The following is a 19,464-nucleotide window of genomic DNA, read 5'->3' on the forward strand; positions in this document are numbered from 1 at the left end:
GCAGTAATGTCTTGCTAACTCGCCACGGGGAGGCGCTATGAGTATCAGCAATGCAGCAACAAAAACGGACCGTTTTGATATTGAAGCAGAAGATATTGATGCACTGGATGTGGAACTTGAAGAGGAAGAGTCGTTTTCCAAACAGGTGCAGGAAGACTTTGATGTCAGCAGTAAAAGTCTTGATGCCACACAACTTTATCTGGGCGAAATCGGTTTCTCACCGCTACTGACCGCAGAAGAAGAAGTCCTGTATGCCCGTCGAGCATTAAGAGGCGATGAAGCAGCACGTAAACGGATGATCGAAAGTAACTTGCGTCTGGTGGTTAAAATTTCCCGCCGTTACAGCAACCGGGGACTGGCTCTGCTGGATCTGATTGAAGAGGGGAATCTGGGGCTGATCCGCGCGGTAGAAAAGTTTGATCCGGAAAGAGGCTTTCGTTTCTCTACCTATGCGACCTGGTGGATCCGTCAGACTATCGAACGAGCGCTGATGAACCAGACCCGTACTATTCGTCTGCCTATTCATGTAGTCAAAGAGCTGAATATCTATCTGCGTACTGCCCGTGAACTGTCACAAAAACTGGATCATGAACCAACAGCGGAAGAGATCGCCCTGCAACTGGATAAGCCGGTCAGTGATGTCAGCAAGATGCTGCGCCTGAATGAACGTATCGGTTCTGTGGATACGCCTATCGGTGGCGAAGGAGAGAAAGCTCTTCTGGATATTATCCCGGACATCAAAAACTCAGATCCGCAAGTATCGACTCAGGATGATGATATTAAACTCTCCCTGATCGACTGGCTGGAAGAGCTGAATCCGAAGCAAAAAGAGGTACTGGCAAGGCGTTTCGGTCTGCTGGGTTATGAGCCGTCCACGCTGGAAGAAGTGGGACGTGAGATTAACCTGACCCGGGAACGGGTACGCCAGATTCAGGTTGAAGGGTTGCGCCGCCTGCGTGAGATCCTGCTGAAACAGGGACTGAATATGGAATCCCTGTTTGATGTAGAGGATATGTAATTCTATCTACTTCAATCCCATTCCCGCGATCCCGTGGGAATGCGACAACTGTGAGCGGAATTTTCGCCAGTCAAAAGCCAGCCCCGGGTCGGTTTTTCTCAGCGGGGCGATATACTGGTGTCCGGTGATACGGTGTGATGTTATTGCCGGGTATTCGGTTTGCAGCGCTCCGGTTACGGCAGCCAGTGCCTGATACTGCGCCTCGGTATATGCCGTATAGTCGGTTCCTTCCAGCTCAATACCAATCGAATAGTCATTGCATTTTTCCACCCCGGCGAAGCTGGATTTCCCGGCGTGCCATGCCCGGTCGGCAAAAGAGACAAACTGGATCACCTCGCCGTCCCGGCGGATCAGACAGTGTGCCGACACCTGCATATGCTGAATGACGGTAAAGAACGGGTGTTTATCCGCCTGCAGGTTTCCGGTGAAAAACTGCTCGATATCATTACTGCCGAACTGTCCCGGCGGCAGGCTGATATTGTGGATCACCAGTAGGGAGATGGTCTCTGATGCCGGACGCTGGTCAAAAAAGGGGGACGGTGTGTGTCTGGCGTTGTTCAGCCAGCCGTTATTGATCGTGTATGGATGCATTTTTCCCCCAAATTTCACCTTTGTTTTTAGCAGAATAACGAAATCTGGGATTGATAGCTGCAATATTTTATCATCGGAGGTATCATCCGTGATTATTGTAAATATTTAATACTAATTCGACATGAAATACAGACACGACAGCCTGGCTCGTCTTACCTACCTGAAAACCCAGCTTCCTTTGGAAATTACCCGCTCTGTTGCCGATACGCTCAGAGAAGATCTCGGTGGCACAATTGATCCTGCTCTGGATATCTCTGCCAGCCTTATTCCTGCTGATACCCAAAGTGTTGCCAACCTGATCACCCGTGATCATGGCATATTCTGTGGTAAAGAGTGGGCTGAAGAAGTCTTCAGGCAACTGGGCGGTGAAGTGGCTATCGAATGGTTTGTGGAAGACGGCGATACGGTAGAGCCGAACCAGATTTTATGTACCTTGCGTGGTCCGGCACGTATTATGCTGACGGGTGAACGTAATGCAATGAACTTTATTCAGACCCTGTCCGGTTGTGCAACGACAGTGGCTCGTTATGTCAAAGCACTGGAAGGCACTGAATGTAAACTGCTGGATACCCGAAAAACGATTCCGGGTCTGCGCAGTGCGCTGAAATACGCCGTTGCTTGTGGCGGTGGTCATAATCATCGTATCGGTGTGTTTGATGCCTATCTGATTAAGGAAAATCACATTATTGCCTGCGGCGGTATTACAAAAACCGTGGAAACGGCGAAAAAGCTGAACCCGGGCAAGCCTGTTGAAGTGGAAACGGAAACGCTGGATGAACTGAAAGAAGCGATTGAAGCCGGAGCGGATATCGTGATGCTGGATAATTTCAGCACTGATATGATGCGTGAGGCAGTTATCATTAATGCCGGCCGTGCTGCACTGGAGAATTCGGGTAATGTGACGTTGGAAACGATTCGTGAGTATGCGGAGACCGGTGTCGATTATATCTCTGTCGGCGCGCTGACCAAGCATCTTACTGCGATGGATCTTTCAATGCGTTTTCAGTAACAAATTAAATACATTGAGTGTATAAAAAAGCCCGTTATTCTCATCCGAATAACGGGCTTTTTAGTTTCGTTTAGCTTTTTTTAGAGGCTAGCATGGCAATGTTTTTATGGCTTGTATATTATCTTTTCCTTATATATCATGTGTTTTTAACTGCTTGTTTTGGCCGCTTTTTTTCATTTACCGTTGTGATGCTTATTTATTTCAACCCAAAAAATAAATGTATAAATTAAACGATTTAGATGTAAATTAAATGATGCTTGAATGTTAAATTAAGTCTGAAGTGTAGTGTTTTTATGATTTAAATCAATTTGCGCTAGACAAAAACATTTCACACATGTTAACTTTTATGTCAATTGAACAATTGGTAATACCAATTGACACCCTGAGCAGAGAGACCGCAGGTAGCAGATATGGTGACACAGCGTATACGACAGCCTAAGCTCTCTGAAGTGATTGAAGCGGAGCTGGAACGGCTTATTCTGGAAGGCGCTTATTCTCCGGGGCAGCAGTTGCCACCGGAACGGGAACTGGCAAAACAGTTTGAGGTTTCCCGTCCTTCTTTACGCGAAGCTATCCAGAAACTGGAAGCGAAGCGTCTGCTTGTCCGTCGTCAGGGTGGCGGTACTTTTGTCAGCAATGAACTATGGAGTGGGTTGTCCGATCCGCTGCTGGAGTTAATCTCCTCCCATTCGGAAACCCAGTTTGATCTCCTGGAAACCCGCCACGCGCTGGAAGGCATTGCGGCTTATTTTGCGGCTCTCCGCGGTACCGAAGAAGATTTTTCAGTGATCCGTCAATGTCTGCAACGGATCAGCCAGGCACAGGAAGACAAGAATATTATCTGCGAGGTCAGCGCCGTGATGGAGTATCAGATAGCCATCACCGAAGCGTCTCATAACTTAGTCTTACTACATATCGTACGCAGTATGCTTCCTTTGCTGGAGAAAAACGTTTTACAAAATTTAAAACTATTATACCGCCGTAATGATGCGGTGGAGAAAGTAAGTAAACACCGGGCCGATATTATGGATGCGGTGCTTTCCCGAAACCCTGAAAAGGCAAGGGAGTTGGCGCACGTTCATCTGGCCTACATTGAAGAGACAATGCTGGATCTTAATCGTGAAGAGAGCCGTAGAAAGCGTTCTTTGCGCCGGATTCAGCAGACTGACGGAGATGATCTATAAGTCATGGGAGTGGCTGAATAGGTAGCCTTCGCCGGTTCCTTCACTGGATCCAACTAACAAAAGGATAGATCGCCATGTCTGAAGTCATGACCAATGACGTAGATGCGCTGGAAACCCAGGAGTGGCTTGAAGCTCTTGAGTCTGTAGTGCGTGAAGAAGGTATAGAGCGTGCTCAATTCTTACTTGAACAAGTTTTAGATAAAGCACGTCTTGACGGTGTGGATATGCCAACCGGCACCACCACCAACTACATCAACACCATTCCGGTAGATAAAGAGCCTGCTTATCCGGGTGACCGAAAACTTGAGCACCGTATCCGCTCAATTATTCGCTGGAACGCGGTAATGATTGTTCTTCGCGCCTCTAAGAAAAATCTGGAACTGGGTGGCCATATGGCATCATTCCAGTCTTCTGCTGCATTTTATGAAACCTGCTTCAACCACTTTTTCCGTGCTCCCAACGAAAAAGATGGCGGCGATCTTGTTTACTATCAGGGTCATATCGCACCGGGTATCTATTCCCGCGCATTCGTTGAAGGTCGTCTGACTGAAGAGCAACTGGATAACTTCCGTCAGGAAGTTGATGGTAAGGGCATTCCTTCCTATCCTCACCCTAAACTGATGCCTGAATTCTGGCAGTTCCCGACCGTATCTATGGGTCTGGCTCCTATGTCTTCTATTTATCAGGCTCGATTCCTGAAGTACCTGAACAACCGTGGTTTAAAAGACACCACAGAACAGCGCGTCTATGCTTTCCTGGGTGACGGTGAGATGGATGAGCCGGAATCACGCGGTGCGATTTCTTTCGCTGCCCGTGAGAAACTGGATAACCTGTGCTATGTGATCAACTGTAACCTACAGCGTCTTGATGGCCCGGTTATGGGGAACTCAAGCGTGATTCAGGAACTGGAAGGCCTGTTTAAAGGTGCTGGCTGGAACGTCGTGAAAGTTATCTGGGGCAGCGGCTGGGATGCACTTCTGGCTAAAGATACTTCGGGTAAACTGATTCAGTTGATGAACGAAACTGTTGACGGCGATTATCAGACATTCAAATCAAAAGACGGTGCTTACGTACGTAAACACTTCTTCGGCAAATATCCTGAAACGGCGGCACTGGTTGCTGACATGACTGATGAAGAGATTTTCGCTCTGAAACGCGGTGGTCACGATACCTCTAAACTGTATGCTGCATTCAAAAATGCTCAGGAAACCAAAGGTCGCCCGACTGTGATTCTGGCCAAAACCATCAAGGGTTACGGCATGGGTGAAGCCGCAGAAGGGATGAACATTGCGCACCAGGTGAAGAAAATGGATATGACCCATGTTCTGCATCTGCGTGACCGTCTGGCTCTGCAAGATCTCTTGTCGGATGACGATGTAAAATCTCTGCCTTACCTGAAACTGGAAGAAGGCAGTGCGGAATACGAGTATCTGCATGCGCATCGTAAAGCACTGCAAGGCTATATGCCGAAGCGCCTGCCGAAATTTACTCAGGAGTTTGTGACTCCGGAACTGGACGAGTTTCAGCCGCTGCTGGATGAGCAGAAACGTGAAATTTCATCTACTATGGCATTTGTCCGTACCCTGAATATTCTGCTGAAGAATAAGCAAATCGGTAAAAATATCGTACCTATCATTGCCGATGAAGCACGTACCTTCGGCATGGAAGGTCTGTTCCGTCAGATTGGTATCTATAATCCGCACGGCCAGAACTACACTCCTCAGGACAAAGACATCGTTTCTTACTACAAAGAAGCGGCAAACGGTCAGGTTCTGCAGGAAGGTATTAACGAGCTGGGTGCGATGTCATCCTGGGTGGCGGCAGCAACGTCATACAGCTCAAACGATGTTCCAATGATCCCGTTCTACATCTATTACTCTATGTTTGGTTTCCAGCGTGTGGGTGATATGGCATGGATGGCGGGTGATCAGCAGGCACGCGGTTTCTTGCTGGGTGCGACAGCCGGACGTACCACTCTGAACGGGGAAGGTTTGCAGCACGAAGACGGTCATAGCCATGTGATGGCTGGTACGATTCCGAACTGTGTCTCTTATGATCCGACCTTCGCTTATGAAGTCGCGGTTATCATGCAAGATGGTATTCGTCGTATGTACGGTGATCAGGAAAACGTGTTCTACTACCTGACGCTGATGAACGAAAACTATGCGATGCCAGCGATGCCGGAAGGCGCAGAAGAAGGGATCCGTAAAGGTATTTACAAACTGGAAACCCATGCGCCTTCTGCTGATAAGGGCCTGAAAGTTCAATTGCTGAGCTCCGGTACTATCATGAATGAAGTCCGTAAAGCCGGTCAGATCCTGGCGGATGAGTTCGGCGTGACTGCGGATGTATTCTCTGTTACTTCGTTCAACGAGCTGACCCGTAACGGTCAGGCGGCAGAGCGTTACAACATGCTGCACCCTGAAGCGGAAGCTCAGGTACCTTATATTACTCAGGTATTGGGTAGCGAGCCTGCTGTAGCAGCAACGGATTACATGAAGAACTACGCAGAACAGGTGCGTGCTTTTGTTCCTGCTGAGTCTTATAAAGTGCTGGGTACAGACGGCTTTGGCCGCTCAGACAGCCGTGACAATCTGCGTCGTCACTTTGAAGTGAACGCCAGTTATGTTGTGGTTGCGGCTCTGAATGAACTGGCAAAACGTGGTGATATCGAAAAATCAGTTGTGACTGCAGCGATTAAGAAATTCGATATCGATACTGAAAAAATGAATCCGTTATACGCATAAGACGCAGACAGATAGGAAAACACAATGACAATCGAAATTAATGTACCAGATATCGGTGCGGATGAGGTTGAAGTAACTGAAATCCTTGTCAGCGTTGGCGATAAGGTGGAAGAAGATCAGTCTCTGATCACGGTAGAAGGCGATAAGGCTTCTATGGAAGTTCCGGCGTCACAGTCCGGTATCGTAAAAGAAATCAAAGTAGCCGAAGGAGACAAAGTCTCTACCGGCTCACTGATTATGATCTTTGAAGCGGAAGGCGGTGCGGCAGAAGCTGCACCGGCTGAGGAAGCACCAGCCGTGGCGGAAGCGCCGGCTGCGGCTGCTCAGGCTGAAGCTAAAGACGTACACGTACCGGATATCGGTGGTGACGAAGTTGAAGTCACTGAAATTATGGTAGCAGTCGGTGATACGGTGACAGAAGAGCAGTCTTTGATCACCGTTGAAGGCGACAAGGCTTCTATGGAAGTTCCGGCTCCTTTCGCTGGTGTGGTCAAAGAGATCAAAGTAGCGCAGGGTGATAAGGTTTCTACTGGTTCACTGATCATGGTATTTGAAGTCGCGGGCGCGGCTCCGGCTGCCTCTGAGACAGCACCGGCAGCGGCTCCGAAAGCGGAAGCACCAAAAGCAGCCGCTCCGGCAGCAAAAACGGACGCTCCGGCCAGTGCGGGTGAGTTTCAGGAAAATGATGACTACACCCATGCTTCACCGGTGGTACGTCGTCTGGCACGTGAGTTTGGCGTTAATCTTGCTAAGGTACGCGGTACCGGCCGTAAGAGCCGCATTCTGAAAGAAGACGTACAGAACTATGTAAAAGAAGCGCTGAAACGTCTGGAGTCCGGTGCGGCATCAGGTAAAGGTGATGGCAGCGCTCTAGGTTTGCTTCCTTGGCCTAAGGTGGATTTCAGCAAGTTTGGTGATACAGAAGTACAGCCTCTGTCGCGGATCAAGAAAATTTCTGGTGCAAACCTGCACCGAAACTGGGTGATGATCCCGCATGTTACCCAATGGGATAACGCAGATATCACTGAACTGGAGGCATTCCGTAAAGAGCAGAATGCTCTGGAAGCGAAGAAAAATTCCGGTATGAAGATTACGCCGTTGGTGTTTATCATGAAAGCAGTAGCCAAAGCACTGGAAGCTTTCCCGGCGTTTAACTCGTCACTTTCTGAAGATGGTGAGAGCCTGATCCTGAAGAAATACGTCAATGTCGGCATCGCGGTGGATACACCAAACGGTCTGGTTGTGCCTGTGTTTAAAGATGTCAACAAAAAAGGCATCTACGAGCTGTCTGAAGAGCTGGCTCTGGTTTCGAAGAAAGCACGTGACGGTAAACTGACGGCCGCGGATATGCAGGGCGGATGTTTCACCATCTCCAGCCTTGGCGGTATTGGCGGTACAGCCTTTACTCCGATAGTGAATGCACCGGAAGTCGGTATTCTTGGGGTATCTAAATCTGAGATGAAACCGGTCTGGAACGGCAGTGAATTCGCACCAAGACTGATGCTTCCTCTGTCTTTGTCATACGATCACCGTGTGATTGACGGCGCGGAAGGGGCTCGCTTTATTACTTACCTGAATGCCTGCTTGTCAGATATTCGTCGGCTGGTAATGTAACAAAGGTTTGCGGAGTGGCTTCTCCGGCTGTGATGGTGGGGAAGCTGAACGCTCCGAATTGATGTATAGCTCACAGGCTGTCAGAGCTGCCTTTCCATCCGCTGCACATGTTTGTAGACTGGATGGAATAGGGATAACCTGATTAGCCTGTCATGGATAATGACTATAAGAGGTCACAATGAGCAAAGAAATTAAAGCACAGGTCGTGGTACTTGGTGCTGGACCAGCTGGGTATTCAGCTGCGTTCCGTTGCGCAGACTTAGGTTTGGATACCGTTCTGATTGAACGCTACGACACGCTGGGTGGCGTTTGTCTGAACGTAGGCTGTATTCCGTCTAAGGCTTTGCTGCACGTAGCAAAAGTGATTGAAGAAGCCAAGGCTCTGGCTGAACACGGTATTGTCTTCGGTGAGCCGAAAACGGATATTAACAAAATCCGGATGTGGAAAGAGAAGGTTATCACTCAGCTGACCGGCGGACTCGGCGGTATGGCTAAGATGCGTAAAGTCAATATCGTCAACGGCTTTGGTAAGTTTACCAGCCCGAACAGCATCGAAGTCAATGGTGCTGACGGCGTTACAGTGGTGAACTTTGATAATGCTATTATCGCTGCCGGTTCCCGTCCTATTGAGTTACCGTTTATTCCGCATGAAGATCCGCGTATCTGGGATTCAACCGATGCTCTGGAGCTGAAAGAAGTTCCGGGAAAAATGCTGCTGATGGGTGGTGGTATTATCGGTTTGGAAATGGGAACCGTATACCACGCACTGGGTTCTGAAATCGATGTGGTTGAAATGTTTGACCAGGTGATCCCTGCGGCGGATAAAGATATCGTTAAGATCTACACCAAGCGCATCAAAAATAAATTTAACCTGATGCTGGAAACCAAAGTAACGGCTGTCGAAGCGAAAGAAGACGGTATTTACGTTTCCATGGAAGGTAAAAAAGCACCGGCTGAACCGGTACGTTATGATGCTGTGCTGGTTGCGATTGGCCGGGTGCCGAACGGTAAACTGATCGATGCGGAAAAAGCCGGTCTGGAAGTGGATGAACGTGGTTTTATCAATGTTGATAAGCAGATGCGCACCGCTATCCCGCATATCTATGCGATCGGTGATATTGTCGGTCAGCCTATGCTGGCGCATAAAGGTGTGCATGAAGGTCATGTTGCCGCAGAAGTGATTGCCGGTAAGAAACACTACTTTGACCCGAAAGTGATTCCGTCTATTGCTTATACCGAACCGGAAGTGGCATGGGTAGGCAAAACAGAGAAAGAAGCGAAGCTGGAAGGTCTGAATTATGAAGTGGCGACTTTCCCTTGGGCGGCTTCCGGTCGTGCGATTGCGTCCGACTGTTCTGACGGTATGACCAAACTGATTTTCGATAAAGAGACTCACCGGGTGATCGGTGGAGCGATTGTCGGCACTAACGGTGGTGAACTGCTGGGTGAAATCGGTCTGGCTATCGAGATGGGCTGCGATGCAGAAGATCTGGCTCTGACCATTCACGCACACCCGACCCTGCATGAGTCGGTTGGTCTGGCTGCTGAAGTGTTTGAAGGTACGGTGACTGATCTGCCAAACCCTAAAGCGAAGAAGAAGTAATACAAAAAAGGCGATGGTTTCCACCATCGCCTTTGTCTTTTTTGTTACTTCTGTTGTACTAGCCAGTAACGTTGTTATTTATTTGCACAATGACAGTTTGTTTGTACAGATGCTATTTGTTTGTACAGATACTATCGGTTTGCATAGATACATAGCATACTGAGAAAGCTATCCGCTAATTTATCTATGCTTTTACGATCGTCCTCACGATTTGCCTGAATATAAATGGCATAACAGATGCCGTGGAACATACGGGACAGGGCTTCAGGCTCCTGCTTGTCACAGATCTCGCCCTTATCGATGCCGTTTTTGAACAGGCTCTGAAGCAGCATCAGGCTGTTTTTATTCAGAGAAACGTAGAGCGGCCATATTTCATCGCGGGTTGAGGTACTCCACTCAAACCAGACTTTCAGCCAGTGTGTATCCAGTCTTACCAGTTCAATCAACTGATGACAGATGGTTGCGAGGTTTGTCTGTACCGGTACTGACAGATCGACGGTATCGCTCAGGAAGCCAGAGAACTGTCGTGTAACATGGTGCAGAACTTCATCAACCAGATCTTCCCGGGTAGGAAAGTAGTTAAATACGGTTGCAACAGAAACCTCTGCAATTTCTGCAATATCGGCGTGTCCGCTACGGCCAATCCCTTTACGGGAAAAAACTTCAAGTGCAATCTCCATCAATTGCAGTTTACGTTTTTGCGGTGAAAGTCGGGTTCTGGGGCGTTTAGTGATCATATCCATGGTGAATTCCTTGCCAACAGGTTTGTTTTATCTGTCTGTGTTCACATGCGCTGGCATACAAACAACAGTTATAAAAACAACAGTTATAAAACTAATTTTTATAAAGCTAATATTTATAAAACAAATAGACGTTTAATTAGGTTCGGGCTTAATAACCCGATTATTTTTATGTCACTTATATTATTTATAAGTTGATTATTTTGTGCATATACTGCAATTGATGAGTATACGGGTGCATAGTGTGAAGTCAATCATTGTTATTTATAACCAACTCAGTTGTTATTATGAAATCGGTATAATGAGAATCCGGTTCCAGATGAAAAAAGTAAGGTCAGGGATTGGACGAAATGATAGAATGCGCGCAAACGTTACCATGCGTTTTGTCACCGATTTGATGTAAGTAAAGAAATGAGAAGAGTATGAAACACACCGTCGAAGTCATGATTTCAGAGCAGGAAGTTCAGGATCGCGTTCACCAGTTAGGGAAAGAGATTACCGCCCATTATCAGGGCTCTGACAACCTGGTTGTCATCGGTCTGCTGAGGGGCTCATTTGTCTTTATGGCGGATTTGGTCCGAGCCATTGAATTAACGCACTGCGTTGATTTTATGACGGCTTCCAGCTATGGAAACAGTATGGAAAGCTCCAGAGATGTCCGTATTCTTAAGGACCTGGATGACGATATTAAAGGCAAGGATGTACTGCTGGTAGAGGACATTATTGATACCGGTAACACACTGAGTAAGGTGTGTGAAATTCTCTCTATTCGTGAGCCGAATTCTATCCAGATTTGTACGCTGCTGGACAAACCTTCTCGTCGTGAAGTGGATGTGGATGTGAAGTGGATCGGCTTCGAGATTCCGGATGAATTTGTGGTGGGTGTGGGTATCGATTACGCACAAAAATACCGTCATTTACCTTATATCGGTAAGGTCGTACCACAAAATTAATTTACTGTTAGTCTTATTATTAAGACAAAAAAAGGAGCGGGGAATCGCTCCTTTTTTGATGTCTTTTAATTTACCAGACACTATGATGTCACTTCACCATTCGTGATTTTAGTAATTGCTTTGCTGTATGCTTTTTCCAGAGACGCATTATCGTGACAGCGCATGCCCAGATCGACCAGCTTACCGTTATCAATACCGTAGATCACACCGTGAATATCCACCTGCTGACCCCGTTCCCAGGCACTCTGCATAATGGTGGAGTTACCGACGTTATACACCTGTTCGGCAACGTTTATCTCACACAGTTTATTTCCGCGTTCCTCTTCCGGCAGTTCCAGTAGCCACTTGCGGTGTTTGAGATACAGATCCCGCACATGCAAAAGCCAGTTGTTGATCAGTCCCAGTTGCGGATTATCAATCGCAGCATTGACCCCGCCACAGCCGTAATGGCCACACACAATGATGTGTTTTACTTTCAGCACATCGACGGCGTACTGCACGACGGACAGGCAGTTCAGGTCGGTGTGGATCACCTGATTGGCTACGTTCCGGTGCACGAAGAGTTCACCGGAATTGAGCCCGGTCAGCAACTCCGCCGGAACCCGGCTGTCTGAGCAGCCGATCCAGAGGTAATCCGGACTTTGTCTGTTGACCAGCCGGGAGAAATACTCAGGGCTTTCCTCTGTCATTCTGTCAGACCAGGCTGCGTTTTTATCCAATAGCTCTATAATATCTGGCATGTTTACTCCTCTTTTCAGCTCACTATACCTGAGGTGTGATGATTGTTCTTCTCTTTAGTGAGTGTTTTATCGTCGGGAGTCACTGGTCAGATTAGTGTGGTTTTAATGACCTTTATCCGTTTGTGGTTATCAAATGGTCAGGAATGTTTCGGTCGGAAAGTGTTGTTTTTATGCCCTCTGACCCCCATGTTAATCAGCATCTCTTAATATAAAGAACAGATTATGTACGCACTGGAAATTGAGCATTTAAAAAAAACGTATGCCGGCGGGGTTGAAGCCGTAAAGGGCATCAGTCTCTGTGTTGAAAAAGGGGATTTTTATGCCCTGCTTGGGCCGAACGGAGCCGGAAAATCAACGACCATAGGGGTTATTTCGTCACTGGTGAACAAAAGCTCGGGTACGGTTCAGGTATTCGGACATGATATCGATTCAGAACTTGAACTGGCTAAGCTGCAACTGGGTCTGGTGCCGCAGGAGTTTAACTTTAGTATGTTTGAAACGGTCGAGCAGATTGTTCTGCAACAGGCTGGTTTTTATGGTGTATCCCGGAGTCTGGCCAAAGAAAGGGCTAAGAAATATCTGACCAAACTGGATCTGTGGGAGAAGCGTAATGCCAGAGCCAGAGAACTTTCCGGTGGCATGAAACGGCGTCTGATGATTGCCCGGGCACTGATGCATGAGCCGAAACTGCTGATCCTCGATGAACCGACAGCGGGTGTGGATATTGAACTGCGGCGTTCCATGTGGGATTTCTTGCGCGAGATAAACCTGCAGGGGGTGACCATTATTCTCACGACGCACTATCTGGAAGAGGCTGAGATGCTGTGCCGTAATATCGGCATTATCAATCGTGGTGAGCTGATTGAAAACACCTCGATGAAGGCCTTGCTGAATAAGTTGCAGGTAGAGACTTTTATTCTGGATCTGGAACCGGGTGCCACCGTGCCTGCTCTGGAAAGACTGAGTGAGCTGGCCGGGGTGAATTCTGTTGTGGCCGGTAACGGTTCTCTGGAAATCGAGCTGGAAAAAAGTCAGGGGCTAAATGGCATCTTTACCCAATTGAGTGAGCAGGGGGTACGGGTGCTCTCTATGCGCAATAAAGCCAACCGGCTGGAAGAGCTGTTTGTCAGTATCGTCCGTGATCAGAGAGAAAAAGAATTATGATGTATAGTGTATATTGGACAGCGTTTAAGAGTCTGGTAGAAAAAGAGATCACTCGTTTTACGCGTATCTGGGTTCAGACTCTGGTTCCGCCAGCGATCACAATGACGCTGTATTTTATCATTTTCGGTAACCTTATCGGCTCGCGTATCGGCCAGATGGGTGGTTTTTCCTATATGGAGTATATCGTTCCGGGTCTGATCATGATGTCGGTGATCACCAACTCCTATTCCAATGTTGCCTCTTCATTTTTCAGCGCCAAGATGCACAAAAGTATCGAAGAGCTGATGGTCGCCCCCGTTCCGCACTATGTGATCATCTGGGGTTATGTGATGGGGGGGGTAGCCCGCGGGTTAGCAGTAGGCTGCCTGGTTACCATGGTATCTCTGTTTTTTGTGGATCTTAATGTGCATCACTGGCTGATTATTATCGCGACGGTGTTTTTAACTTCCGTGGTCTTTTCGCTAGGCGGGCTGATCAACTCTATCTATGCCAAAACCTTCGACGATATTTCTATTGTGCCGACCTTTGTGCTGACACCACTGACCTATCTGGGCGGGGTATTTTATTCTCTGAGCCTGTTGCCGGAGTTCTGGCAGGGGGTCTCTAAGATCAATCCTATCGTTTATATGGTCAACGCATTCCGCTACGGTTTTCTGGGGGTTTCCGATGTGGCGATCACCACCTCATTCGGTGTGCTTCTGGTGTTTATTGCCGGCCTCTATAGCCTGGCGCATTATCTGGTTTCCAGAGGGATTGGGCTGAGAACGTAGTTTTGTAAATCCAGCTCTATTTAATGCCTTACTCAGGAAGAATAGGTCTTTGAATGTTCTTACTCCCACGCAGGTGCATGGGAGTAAGAAGAGAGGAAGTATGGAAACGAAAGCGGTTTTTATTCTGCCGCTTCCGGTGCTTCTTCGATGTCCTGGGTGCTATTCAGTTCCACAACCAGATTGTCGATCAGTCTGACACTACCGAGGAATGCAGAGATAAGAATCACCGCTTGTGAAGAGGCATCAGACAAGGGCAGCAGGGTTCTGGCATCGCGGATAAAAATTTCATCCGGTTCGATATCCGCTGCGCGCATCTGATCCGTTGCATCTTCGAGCATCGACGGATAATCATTTTTACCGGCACGGATCTGGCTGCTGATCCAGCGCATAGTACGGGCGACAACCGGTGCTCGCTGGCGTTCGTCGATGGTCAGTCTGCCATTGCGGGAGCTCATAGCCAGACCATCCATTTCACGTACAGTCGGTACGCCGATGATCTCGATATCCAGATTCAGATCGGCCACCATCTGGCGGATTAATGCCAACTGCTGGAAATCTTTTTCACCGAAACAGGCGACATCAGGCTGAACGATATTGAACAGCTTGGCGACAACCGTTGATACTCCACGGAAATGTCCCGGACGGGAAGCGCCTTCCAGCATATAGGACATGCCCGGTACTTCCACAAAGGTCTGCTTATCGGCACCTTCCGGATACATCAGCTCTGGTGTCGGTGTAAAGACAAAATCCACACCTTCACCGTTGAGCTTGCTCAGGTCGGCCTCTAAGGTTCGCGGATAGTTGTTCAGGTCATCGGCCCGGTCAAACTGCATCGGGTTGACAAAGATACTGACCACAACCACATCGGCATTTTCAAAAGCCTTGCGCACAAGGGTAAGATGACCTTCGTGCAGGTTGCCCATGGTCGGTACAAATGCGATCGTACGTCCTTCACGTCGCAGTTGTTTCAGTTGCTCTCTGAGAGAAGCAATGTCTGCAAATGTCTGCATTGGTTATCCTTACGCAATGGTATGTTCTGAACCGGGGAAAGCACCACTTTCAACCTGTTCAATATAATTTGCAACTGCTTTTCGGATATCGCCAGCTTCTGCCAGAAAGTTTTTAGAAAATTTAGGCATATAGTTAGCAGAGATACCGAACATATCATGCATCACCAGGATTTGCCCGTCGGTGGCATTACCGGCACCGATACCGATAACCGGAATATCCAGAGCTTCTGTGATACGTTGTGCCAGTGCGGCAGGCACACATTCCAGTACCACGATCTGAGCCCCGGCTTTTTGCAGCGCCAGCGCATCATTCAGCATCTGTTCTGCTTTATCGTCTTCTCTGCCCTGAACGCGGTAGCCGCCGAAAATATTGACCGATTGAGGCGTCAGGCCGAGGTGGGCACACACAGGTACTGCGCGTTCGGTCAGCATGCTGACGGTTTCAGCCAGCCATTCGCCGCCTTCCACTTTCACCATGTTGGCTCCGGCCTGCATGATTTTAGCGGCGTTTGTACAAGCCTGCTCTGGTGTGGTGCAGCTCATAAACGGCATGTCCGCCATTAGCAGGCTATTCGGGCTGCCAGCGCGGACACAAGCGGTATGGTAAGCGATATCTTCCACTGTGACCGGAAGCGTATCTGTGCGGCCTTGCAGCACCATACCTAAAGAGTCACCAACCAGAAGAACAGGCATATTCTGTTCTTCAAAAAGCTGCGCAAAACTTGCGTCATAAGCGGTTGATGAAGCGAATTTACGACCTTCCTGCTTCCAGCGCATCAGATCGTTGATTGTTATTTTTTTCATCATTTTTTCCTTATCAGGAGTTGGCTATGATTGCCAGATTCTGAGGCCGTTACGATCCACCTTGTTCAGCAGATCCGGCAACTCAGTCCCATCCGGGAGTGATAAATTTGGTGCGATTTCAGACAGCGGATAGAGCACGAACTCCCGCTCTTGCATACCGTAGTGCGGGACGGTCAGTCGCCCGGAATCGATCACCTCATTGCCGAAAAGAAGAATATCCAGATCCAAGGTTCTTGGTCCCCAGCGTTCTTCTTTACGGACACGCCCCTGTTCCTGTTCGATGGCTTGTGTGCAGTCGAGCAGTTCCAGCGGCGTTAATTCTGTTTGTATGCAGACCACAGCGTTGATGTAATCAGGCTGGTTCTGCGGCCCCATAGGGGTGCTGCTATACAGGGAAGAGGCCTGTAAAAATGTTGACTTCGGCAACGTTTTCAGCGATTCAATCGCCCGCAGAGCCTGAGTAACCGGATCCGACAGATTACTGCCGACGGCAATATAAGCGATGGTCATGGTCTCTTCCTATTTTATTGACAACTTCCGGCTCCACACTGAAAAGCATTTGTTCTTATGCTTTGTGTGGGAATGCAACCGGGTGATATTATTCTTCGGTCGGTTTTTTCTTATTCCGGTAATTCTTCCGCCGCCGCTGAGATCCTTTTCCCTGATCCAGGTCATTTACCATTGCCTGACGCATATTCCGTCCGGCATTCTGAAATGTTCTCCACCAGTGAGCCAGTTCAGCCACATTTCCCTGTTCAATCTCACCGCGCATCTCCAGAAAATCGAACCCGGCGCGGAACTTATTCAACTCCAGCAGGCGGGATGCCCGTTTTCCTGTACGGCGTGGCAAACGTAGCTGTAACTGCCAGATTTCCCGAATTGTCGCTGTATGGCGTCGGGGAATAGCGATACTGGCGACCTGTTTGTCGAGCACGATATTGCTGGCTTCCATAATGGCGTCATAGTAGCTGAAGCGGCGGTGTTCCATCAGAAAACGCGCCTGTTTTTCCAGCGGATACCAGAGCAGGGCCGCAAACATAAAGGCTGGATTGATGCGCTTGCCTTCATTGACCCGGCGGTCGGTCGACGCTAGTGCTAGTTCGATCATCTTCTCAGCCGGAGAATCGGCAGTATCGGTAAATTCTTCGGCAACCAGAGGAAACAGACGCCGGAACAGATCGTATTTGCGTAGCAGACGATAGGTTTCTAGCCCCTGACCTGCCTGCAGCAGTTTTAATGACTCTTCAAACAGTCGGGCTGCCGGAATATCATCCAACAGATGCGAGAGCGATTTTATCGGTGCTGCTGTGGCGTCTGCGATACGCATATCCAGCTTGGCGGCAAAACGAATGACCCGCAGCATGCGCACCGGATCTTCCCGGTAGCGGGTTTCCGGATCGCCAATCATACGGACCAACCCCTGGTTCAGGTCATCCACGCCACCGGCGTAGTCATGGATACTGTAATCAGCGATATTGTAATACATAGCATTGATGGTCAGATCACGGCGTTCCGCATCCTCATCAATACTGCCGTATACATTATCCCGCAGCAGCATACCTTCTTTCGACTGGGCGGAAATATTTTTCGCCGCTTCCTGATGATGGCCGCGGAAGGTGGCGACTTCTATAATGTCCCGCCCGAACATAATATGCGCCAGGCGGAAACGGCGTCCAATCAGGCGACAGTTACGAAACAGGTTTTTGATCTGCTCCGGAGTCGCGTTGGTTGCGATATCAAAATCTTTCGGCTTTTTGCCGAGCAGTAGGTCGCGGACACCGCCACCCACAAGAAATGCGTCAAATCCTGCATTATGCAGGCGATAAAGGACCTTCAGCGCATTATCGCTGATGTCCTGTCGGGAAATATTATGCTTTTGTCGCTCAATAATATTCAATGTAATCTCTGTCTGGATATCGCTGTCGGAATGGCGATTTTTTTCTGTGGAGATTAGTCGGCGGCAAAAGCTGGCAACTTGACTAAAAATAGCCCACCTCACGTCTGTATTGACCGCTAATTTTTATCTGTTTAGCGGTGCCTTGCTATAAATCGCGGCTAATAATAGCTCAGAGAACAGCATTTGAGAATGGTGATGTGATCTCTGTCTGTTCCGGAAGCTGTTTCACCGACCAGTTTTGCTCCCCCCAACGAATGATTTCATCCACGCTTCCGCCCCGGATATCCGCAGGCAGTTCGAAGCCGAGAAAGGCCATCGCGCTGATTAAGATAGATAGTGGATGTTGCAGATCGATGGCTGTGGCATGATTCTGTTTTGACAGTTTATGGCCTAGTCCATCGGTGGCCAGAGGCAGATGCAGATAACTGACCGGTGTTTTATTCAGCAGACGGTAAAGACTGATTTGCCGTCCTGTCGGTTCGATAAGATCGGCACCGCGAACAACCTGAGTGATCCCCTGTTCGATATCATCCAGTACGACAGCCAGATTATAGGCAAACAGGCCGTCACGTCTCTTAATAATAAAATCTTCTTCTGCCAGAGCCGGGGGAATGGCAATAGTGCCGTGTTTTTCATCCTCAAACTGACAGGTAGGAAGGGTCATTTGTATCCGTACGGCACAATCGGTGGCATCTGTGATGCCGGCATTGCGGCAGGTGCCCGGATAATAGCCACCGGAGGTTTTGATTTGCTTGCGGGTGCAGTGACAGTAATAAGCGGTGCCGTTGCTCAGCCAGGCATCGATCTGTGCCTGATAGGCTGCGTAACGCTGGCTCTGATACATAATTCCGCCATCCCAGTGCAGGCCGTAGGCTTCCAACTGGCGAAGAATGGTATCGGCAGCGCCGGGCATTTCACGCGGCGGATCGAGATCTTCTATCCGTACCAGCCACTGCCCCTGCTGTGATTTCGCCTGAAAGTAGCTGCCCAGAGCGGCGATAAGAGAGCCGAAGTGCAGTGGCCCCGAAGGTGATGGGGCAAAACGGCCAATATATGTCATAACGCGAGTCGTGTTCCTTCGGAGTACAAAAACAAAAGGGAGCCAGAGCTCCCTTTTCGGTCAGATAGCACACATGCCGGAATTAACCCTGCATCTGTTTCTCTTTGATTTCAGCCAGTGTTTTACAGTCGATACACAGATCGGCTGTCGGACGCGCTTCAAGACGGCGAATGCCGATCTCAACACCGCAAGATTCACAGAAACCGAAATCGTCTTCTTTTATCTTGTTCAGCGTTTTTTCGATCTTTTTAATCAGACGGCGTTCACGATCTCGGTTACGCAGTTCAAGGCTGAACTCTTCTTCCTGTGAAGCGCGGTCAACCGGATCCGGGAAGTTTGCTGCTTCGTCCTGCATATGGTGTACAGTACGATCCACTTCTTCCATGAGCTGGTTGCGCCATGATTCTAAGATCTTAGTAAAGTGAGCAAGTTGTTCCGGCGACATATACTCTTCGCCAGGTTTTTCCTGGTACGGCTCAACACCTGCAATGGCTAGAATGCCTAGCGTTTTTTTCTTCGATTCTGGCATACAGCATCTCCTACTTACACCTAATTTTAAC

General features: G+C 48.7%; 18 protein-coding genes. 9 read left to right on the top strand and 9 right to left on the bottom strand.

Features of this window, described 5'->3' with window-relative positions:
• Positions 1-37: 37 nt before the first annotated feature.
• Positions 38-1,018 (top strand): RNA polymerase sigma factor RpoS, encoded by a 981-nt coding sequence (gene rpoS, locus CSW98_RS09000; RefSeq protein WP_100800155.1) that lies wholly within the window; start codon positions 38-40, stop codon positions 1,016-1,018.
• Positions 1,019-1,024: 6 nt separating this feature from the next.
• Here the strand turns inward: rpoS and ampD are convergent, their stop codons facing one another.
• Positions 1,025-1,609: a 1,6-anhydro-N-acetylmuramyl-L-alanine amidase AmpD gene (ampD, locus tag CSW98_RS09005; protein WP_100800156.1), complete on the bottom strand. Its 585-nt coding sequence runs from the start codon at positions 1,607-1,609 to the stop codon at positions 1,025-1,027.
• 121 nt (positions 1,610-1,730) lie between these two features.
• Between ampD and nadC the strand changes: the two genes are divergently transcribed.
• The 5 genes from nadC to lpdA all read left to right on the top strand — a co-directional run bounded on the left by nadC (position 1,731) and on the right by lpdA (position 9,766).
• Positions 1,731-2,618, top strand: a complete 888-nt coding sequence (gene nadC, locus CSW98_RS09010; RefSeq protein WP_100800157.1) for a carboxylating nicotinate-nucleotide diphosphorylase — start codon at positions 1,731-1,733, stop codon at positions 2,616-2,618.
• Between the two features lie 410 nt (positions 2,619-3,028).
• A complete protein-coding gene (gene pdhR / locus CSW98_RS09015) occupies positions 3,029-3,802 on the top strand; it encodes a pyruvate dehydrogenase complex transcriptional repressor PdhR (protein ID WP_100800158.1) in 774 nt (257 codons plus the stop codon).
• A gap of 74 nt (positions 3,803-3,876) precedes the next feature.
• Entirely contained in the window at positions 3,877-6,549 is a 2,673-nt protein-coding gene (aceE, locus tag CSW98_RS09020; protein ID WP_100800159.1) for a pyruvate dehydrogenase (acetyl-transferring), homodimeric type, read from the top strand.
• 24 nt (positions 6,550-6,573) lie between these two features.
• Positions 6,574-8,163 carry a pyruvate dehydrogenase complex dihydrolipoyllysine-residue acetyltransferase gene (aceF, locus tag CSW98_RS09025; RefSeq protein ID WP_100800160.1) on the top strand — a complete coding sequence of 530 codons (1,590 nt, stop codon included), beginning with the start codon at positions 6,574-6,576 and terminating at the stop codon, positions 8,161-8,163.
• A 178-nt stretch (positions 8,164-8,341) separates the two neighbouring features.
• On the top strand, positions 8,342-9,766 hold the full coding sequence (gene lpdA, locus CSW98_RS09030; RefSeq protein WP_100800161.1) for a dihydrolipoyl dehydrogenase: 1,425 nt from the start codon (positions 8,342-8,344) through the stop codon (positions 9,764-9,766).
• 131 nt (positions 9,767-9,897) lie between these two features.
• Here lpdA and CSW98_RS09035 read toward each other — a convergent pair whose 3' ends face one another.
• Positions 9,898-10,509 carry a TetR/AcrR family transcriptional regulator gene (locus CSW98_RS09035; protein ID WP_100800162.1) on the bottom strand — a complete coding sequence of 204 codons (612 nt, stop codon included), beginning with the start codon at positions 10,507-10,509 and terminating at the stop codon, positions 9,898-9,900.
• A 419-nt stretch (positions 10,510-10,928) separates the two neighbouring features.
• Between CSW98_RS09035 and hpt the strand changes: the two genes are divergently transcribed.
• Positions 10,929-11,459 (top strand): hypoxanthine phosphoribosyltransferase, encoded by a 531-nt coding sequence (gene hpt / locus CSW98_RS09040; protein WP_100800163.1) that lies wholly within the window; start codon positions 10,929-10,931, stop codon positions 11,457-11,459.
• 80 nt (positions 11,460-11,539) lie between these two features.
• Here hpt and can read toward each other — a convergent pair whose 3' ends face one another.
• Positions 11,540-12,199 carry a carbonate dehydratase gene (can, locus tag CSW98_RS09045; protein ID WP_100800164.1) on the bottom strand — a complete coding sequence of 220 codons (660 nt, stop codon included), beginning with the start codon at positions 12,197-12,199 and terminating at the stop codon, positions 11,540-11,542.
• A 222-nt stretch (positions 12,200-12,421) separates the two neighbouring features.
• Between can and CSW98_RS09050 the strand changes: the two genes are divergently transcribed.
• On the top strand, positions 12,422-13,363 hold the full coding sequence (locus tag CSW98_RS09050) for an ABC transporter ATP-binding protein (protein WP_100800165.1): 942 nt from the start codon (positions 12,422-12,424) through the stop codon (positions 13,361-13,363).
• Positions 13,363-14,133 (top strand): ABC transporter permease, encoded by a 771-nt coding sequence (locus CSW98_RS09055; RefSeq protein WP_100800398.1) that lies wholly within the window; start codon positions 13,363-13,365, stop codon positions 14,131-14,133. Before CSW98_RS09050 ends, CSW98_RS09055 begins: the two co-directional genes overlap by 1 nt.
• A gap of 119 nt (positions 14,134-14,252) precedes the next feature.
• Here the strand turns inward: CSW98_RS09055 and panC are convergent, their stop codons facing one another.
• The 6 genes from panC to dksA form a co-directional block, all read right to left on the bottom strand.
• Positions 14,253-15,143 (bottom strand): pantoate--beta-alanine ligase, encoded by an 891-nt coding sequence (panC, locus tag CSW98_RS09060; RefSeq protein ID WP_100800166.1) that lies wholly within the window; start codon positions 15,141-15,143, stop codon positions 14,253-14,255.
• A 9-nt stretch (positions 15,144-15,152) separates the two neighbouring features.
• Positions 15,153-15,947, bottom strand: coding sequence for a 3-methyl-2-oxobutanoate hydroxymethyltransferase (gene panB / locus CSW98_RS09065; protein WP_100800167.1), 795 nt, complete (start codon positions 15,945-15,947; stop codon positions 15,153-15,155).
• A 24-nt stretch (positions 15,948-15,971) separates the two neighbouring features.
• The gene (folK, locus tag CSW98_RS09070) at positions 15,972-16,457 is read right to left on the bottom strand and encodes a 2-amino-4-hydroxy-6-hydroxymethyldihydropteridine diphosphokinase (protein ID WP_100800168.1); all 486 of its coding nucleotides are present in this window, start codon (positions 16,455-16,457) and stop codon (positions 15,972-15,974) included.
• Between the two features lie 88 nt (positions 16,458-16,545).
• Entirely contained in the window at positions 16,546-17,898 is a 1,353-nt protein-coding gene (gene pcnB, locus CSW98_RS09075; RefSeq protein ID WP_100800399.1) for a polynucleotide adenylyltransferase PcnB, read from the bottom strand.
• Between the two features lie 115 nt (positions 17,899-18,013).
• Positions 18,014-18,904 (bottom strand): tRNA glutamyl-Q(34) synthetase GluQRS, encoded by an 891-nt coding sequence (gene gluQRS, locus CSW98_RS09080; RefSeq protein WP_100800169.1) that lies wholly within the window; start codon positions 18,902-18,904, stop codon positions 18,014-18,016.
• A gap of 82 nt (positions 18,905-18,986) precedes the next feature.
• Entirely contained in the window at positions 18,987-19,433 is a 447-nt protein-coding gene (gene dksA / locus CSW98_RS09085; protein WP_100800170.1) for an RNA polymerase-binding protein DksA, read from the bottom strand.
• Positions 19,434-19,464: the final 31 nt, after the last annotated feature.

This window comes from Vibrio sp. HA2012 (assembly GCF_002812955.1).
Taxonomy (GTDB): domain Bacteria; phylum Pseudomonadota; class Gammaproteobacteria; order Enterobacterales; family Vibrionaceae; genus Vibrio.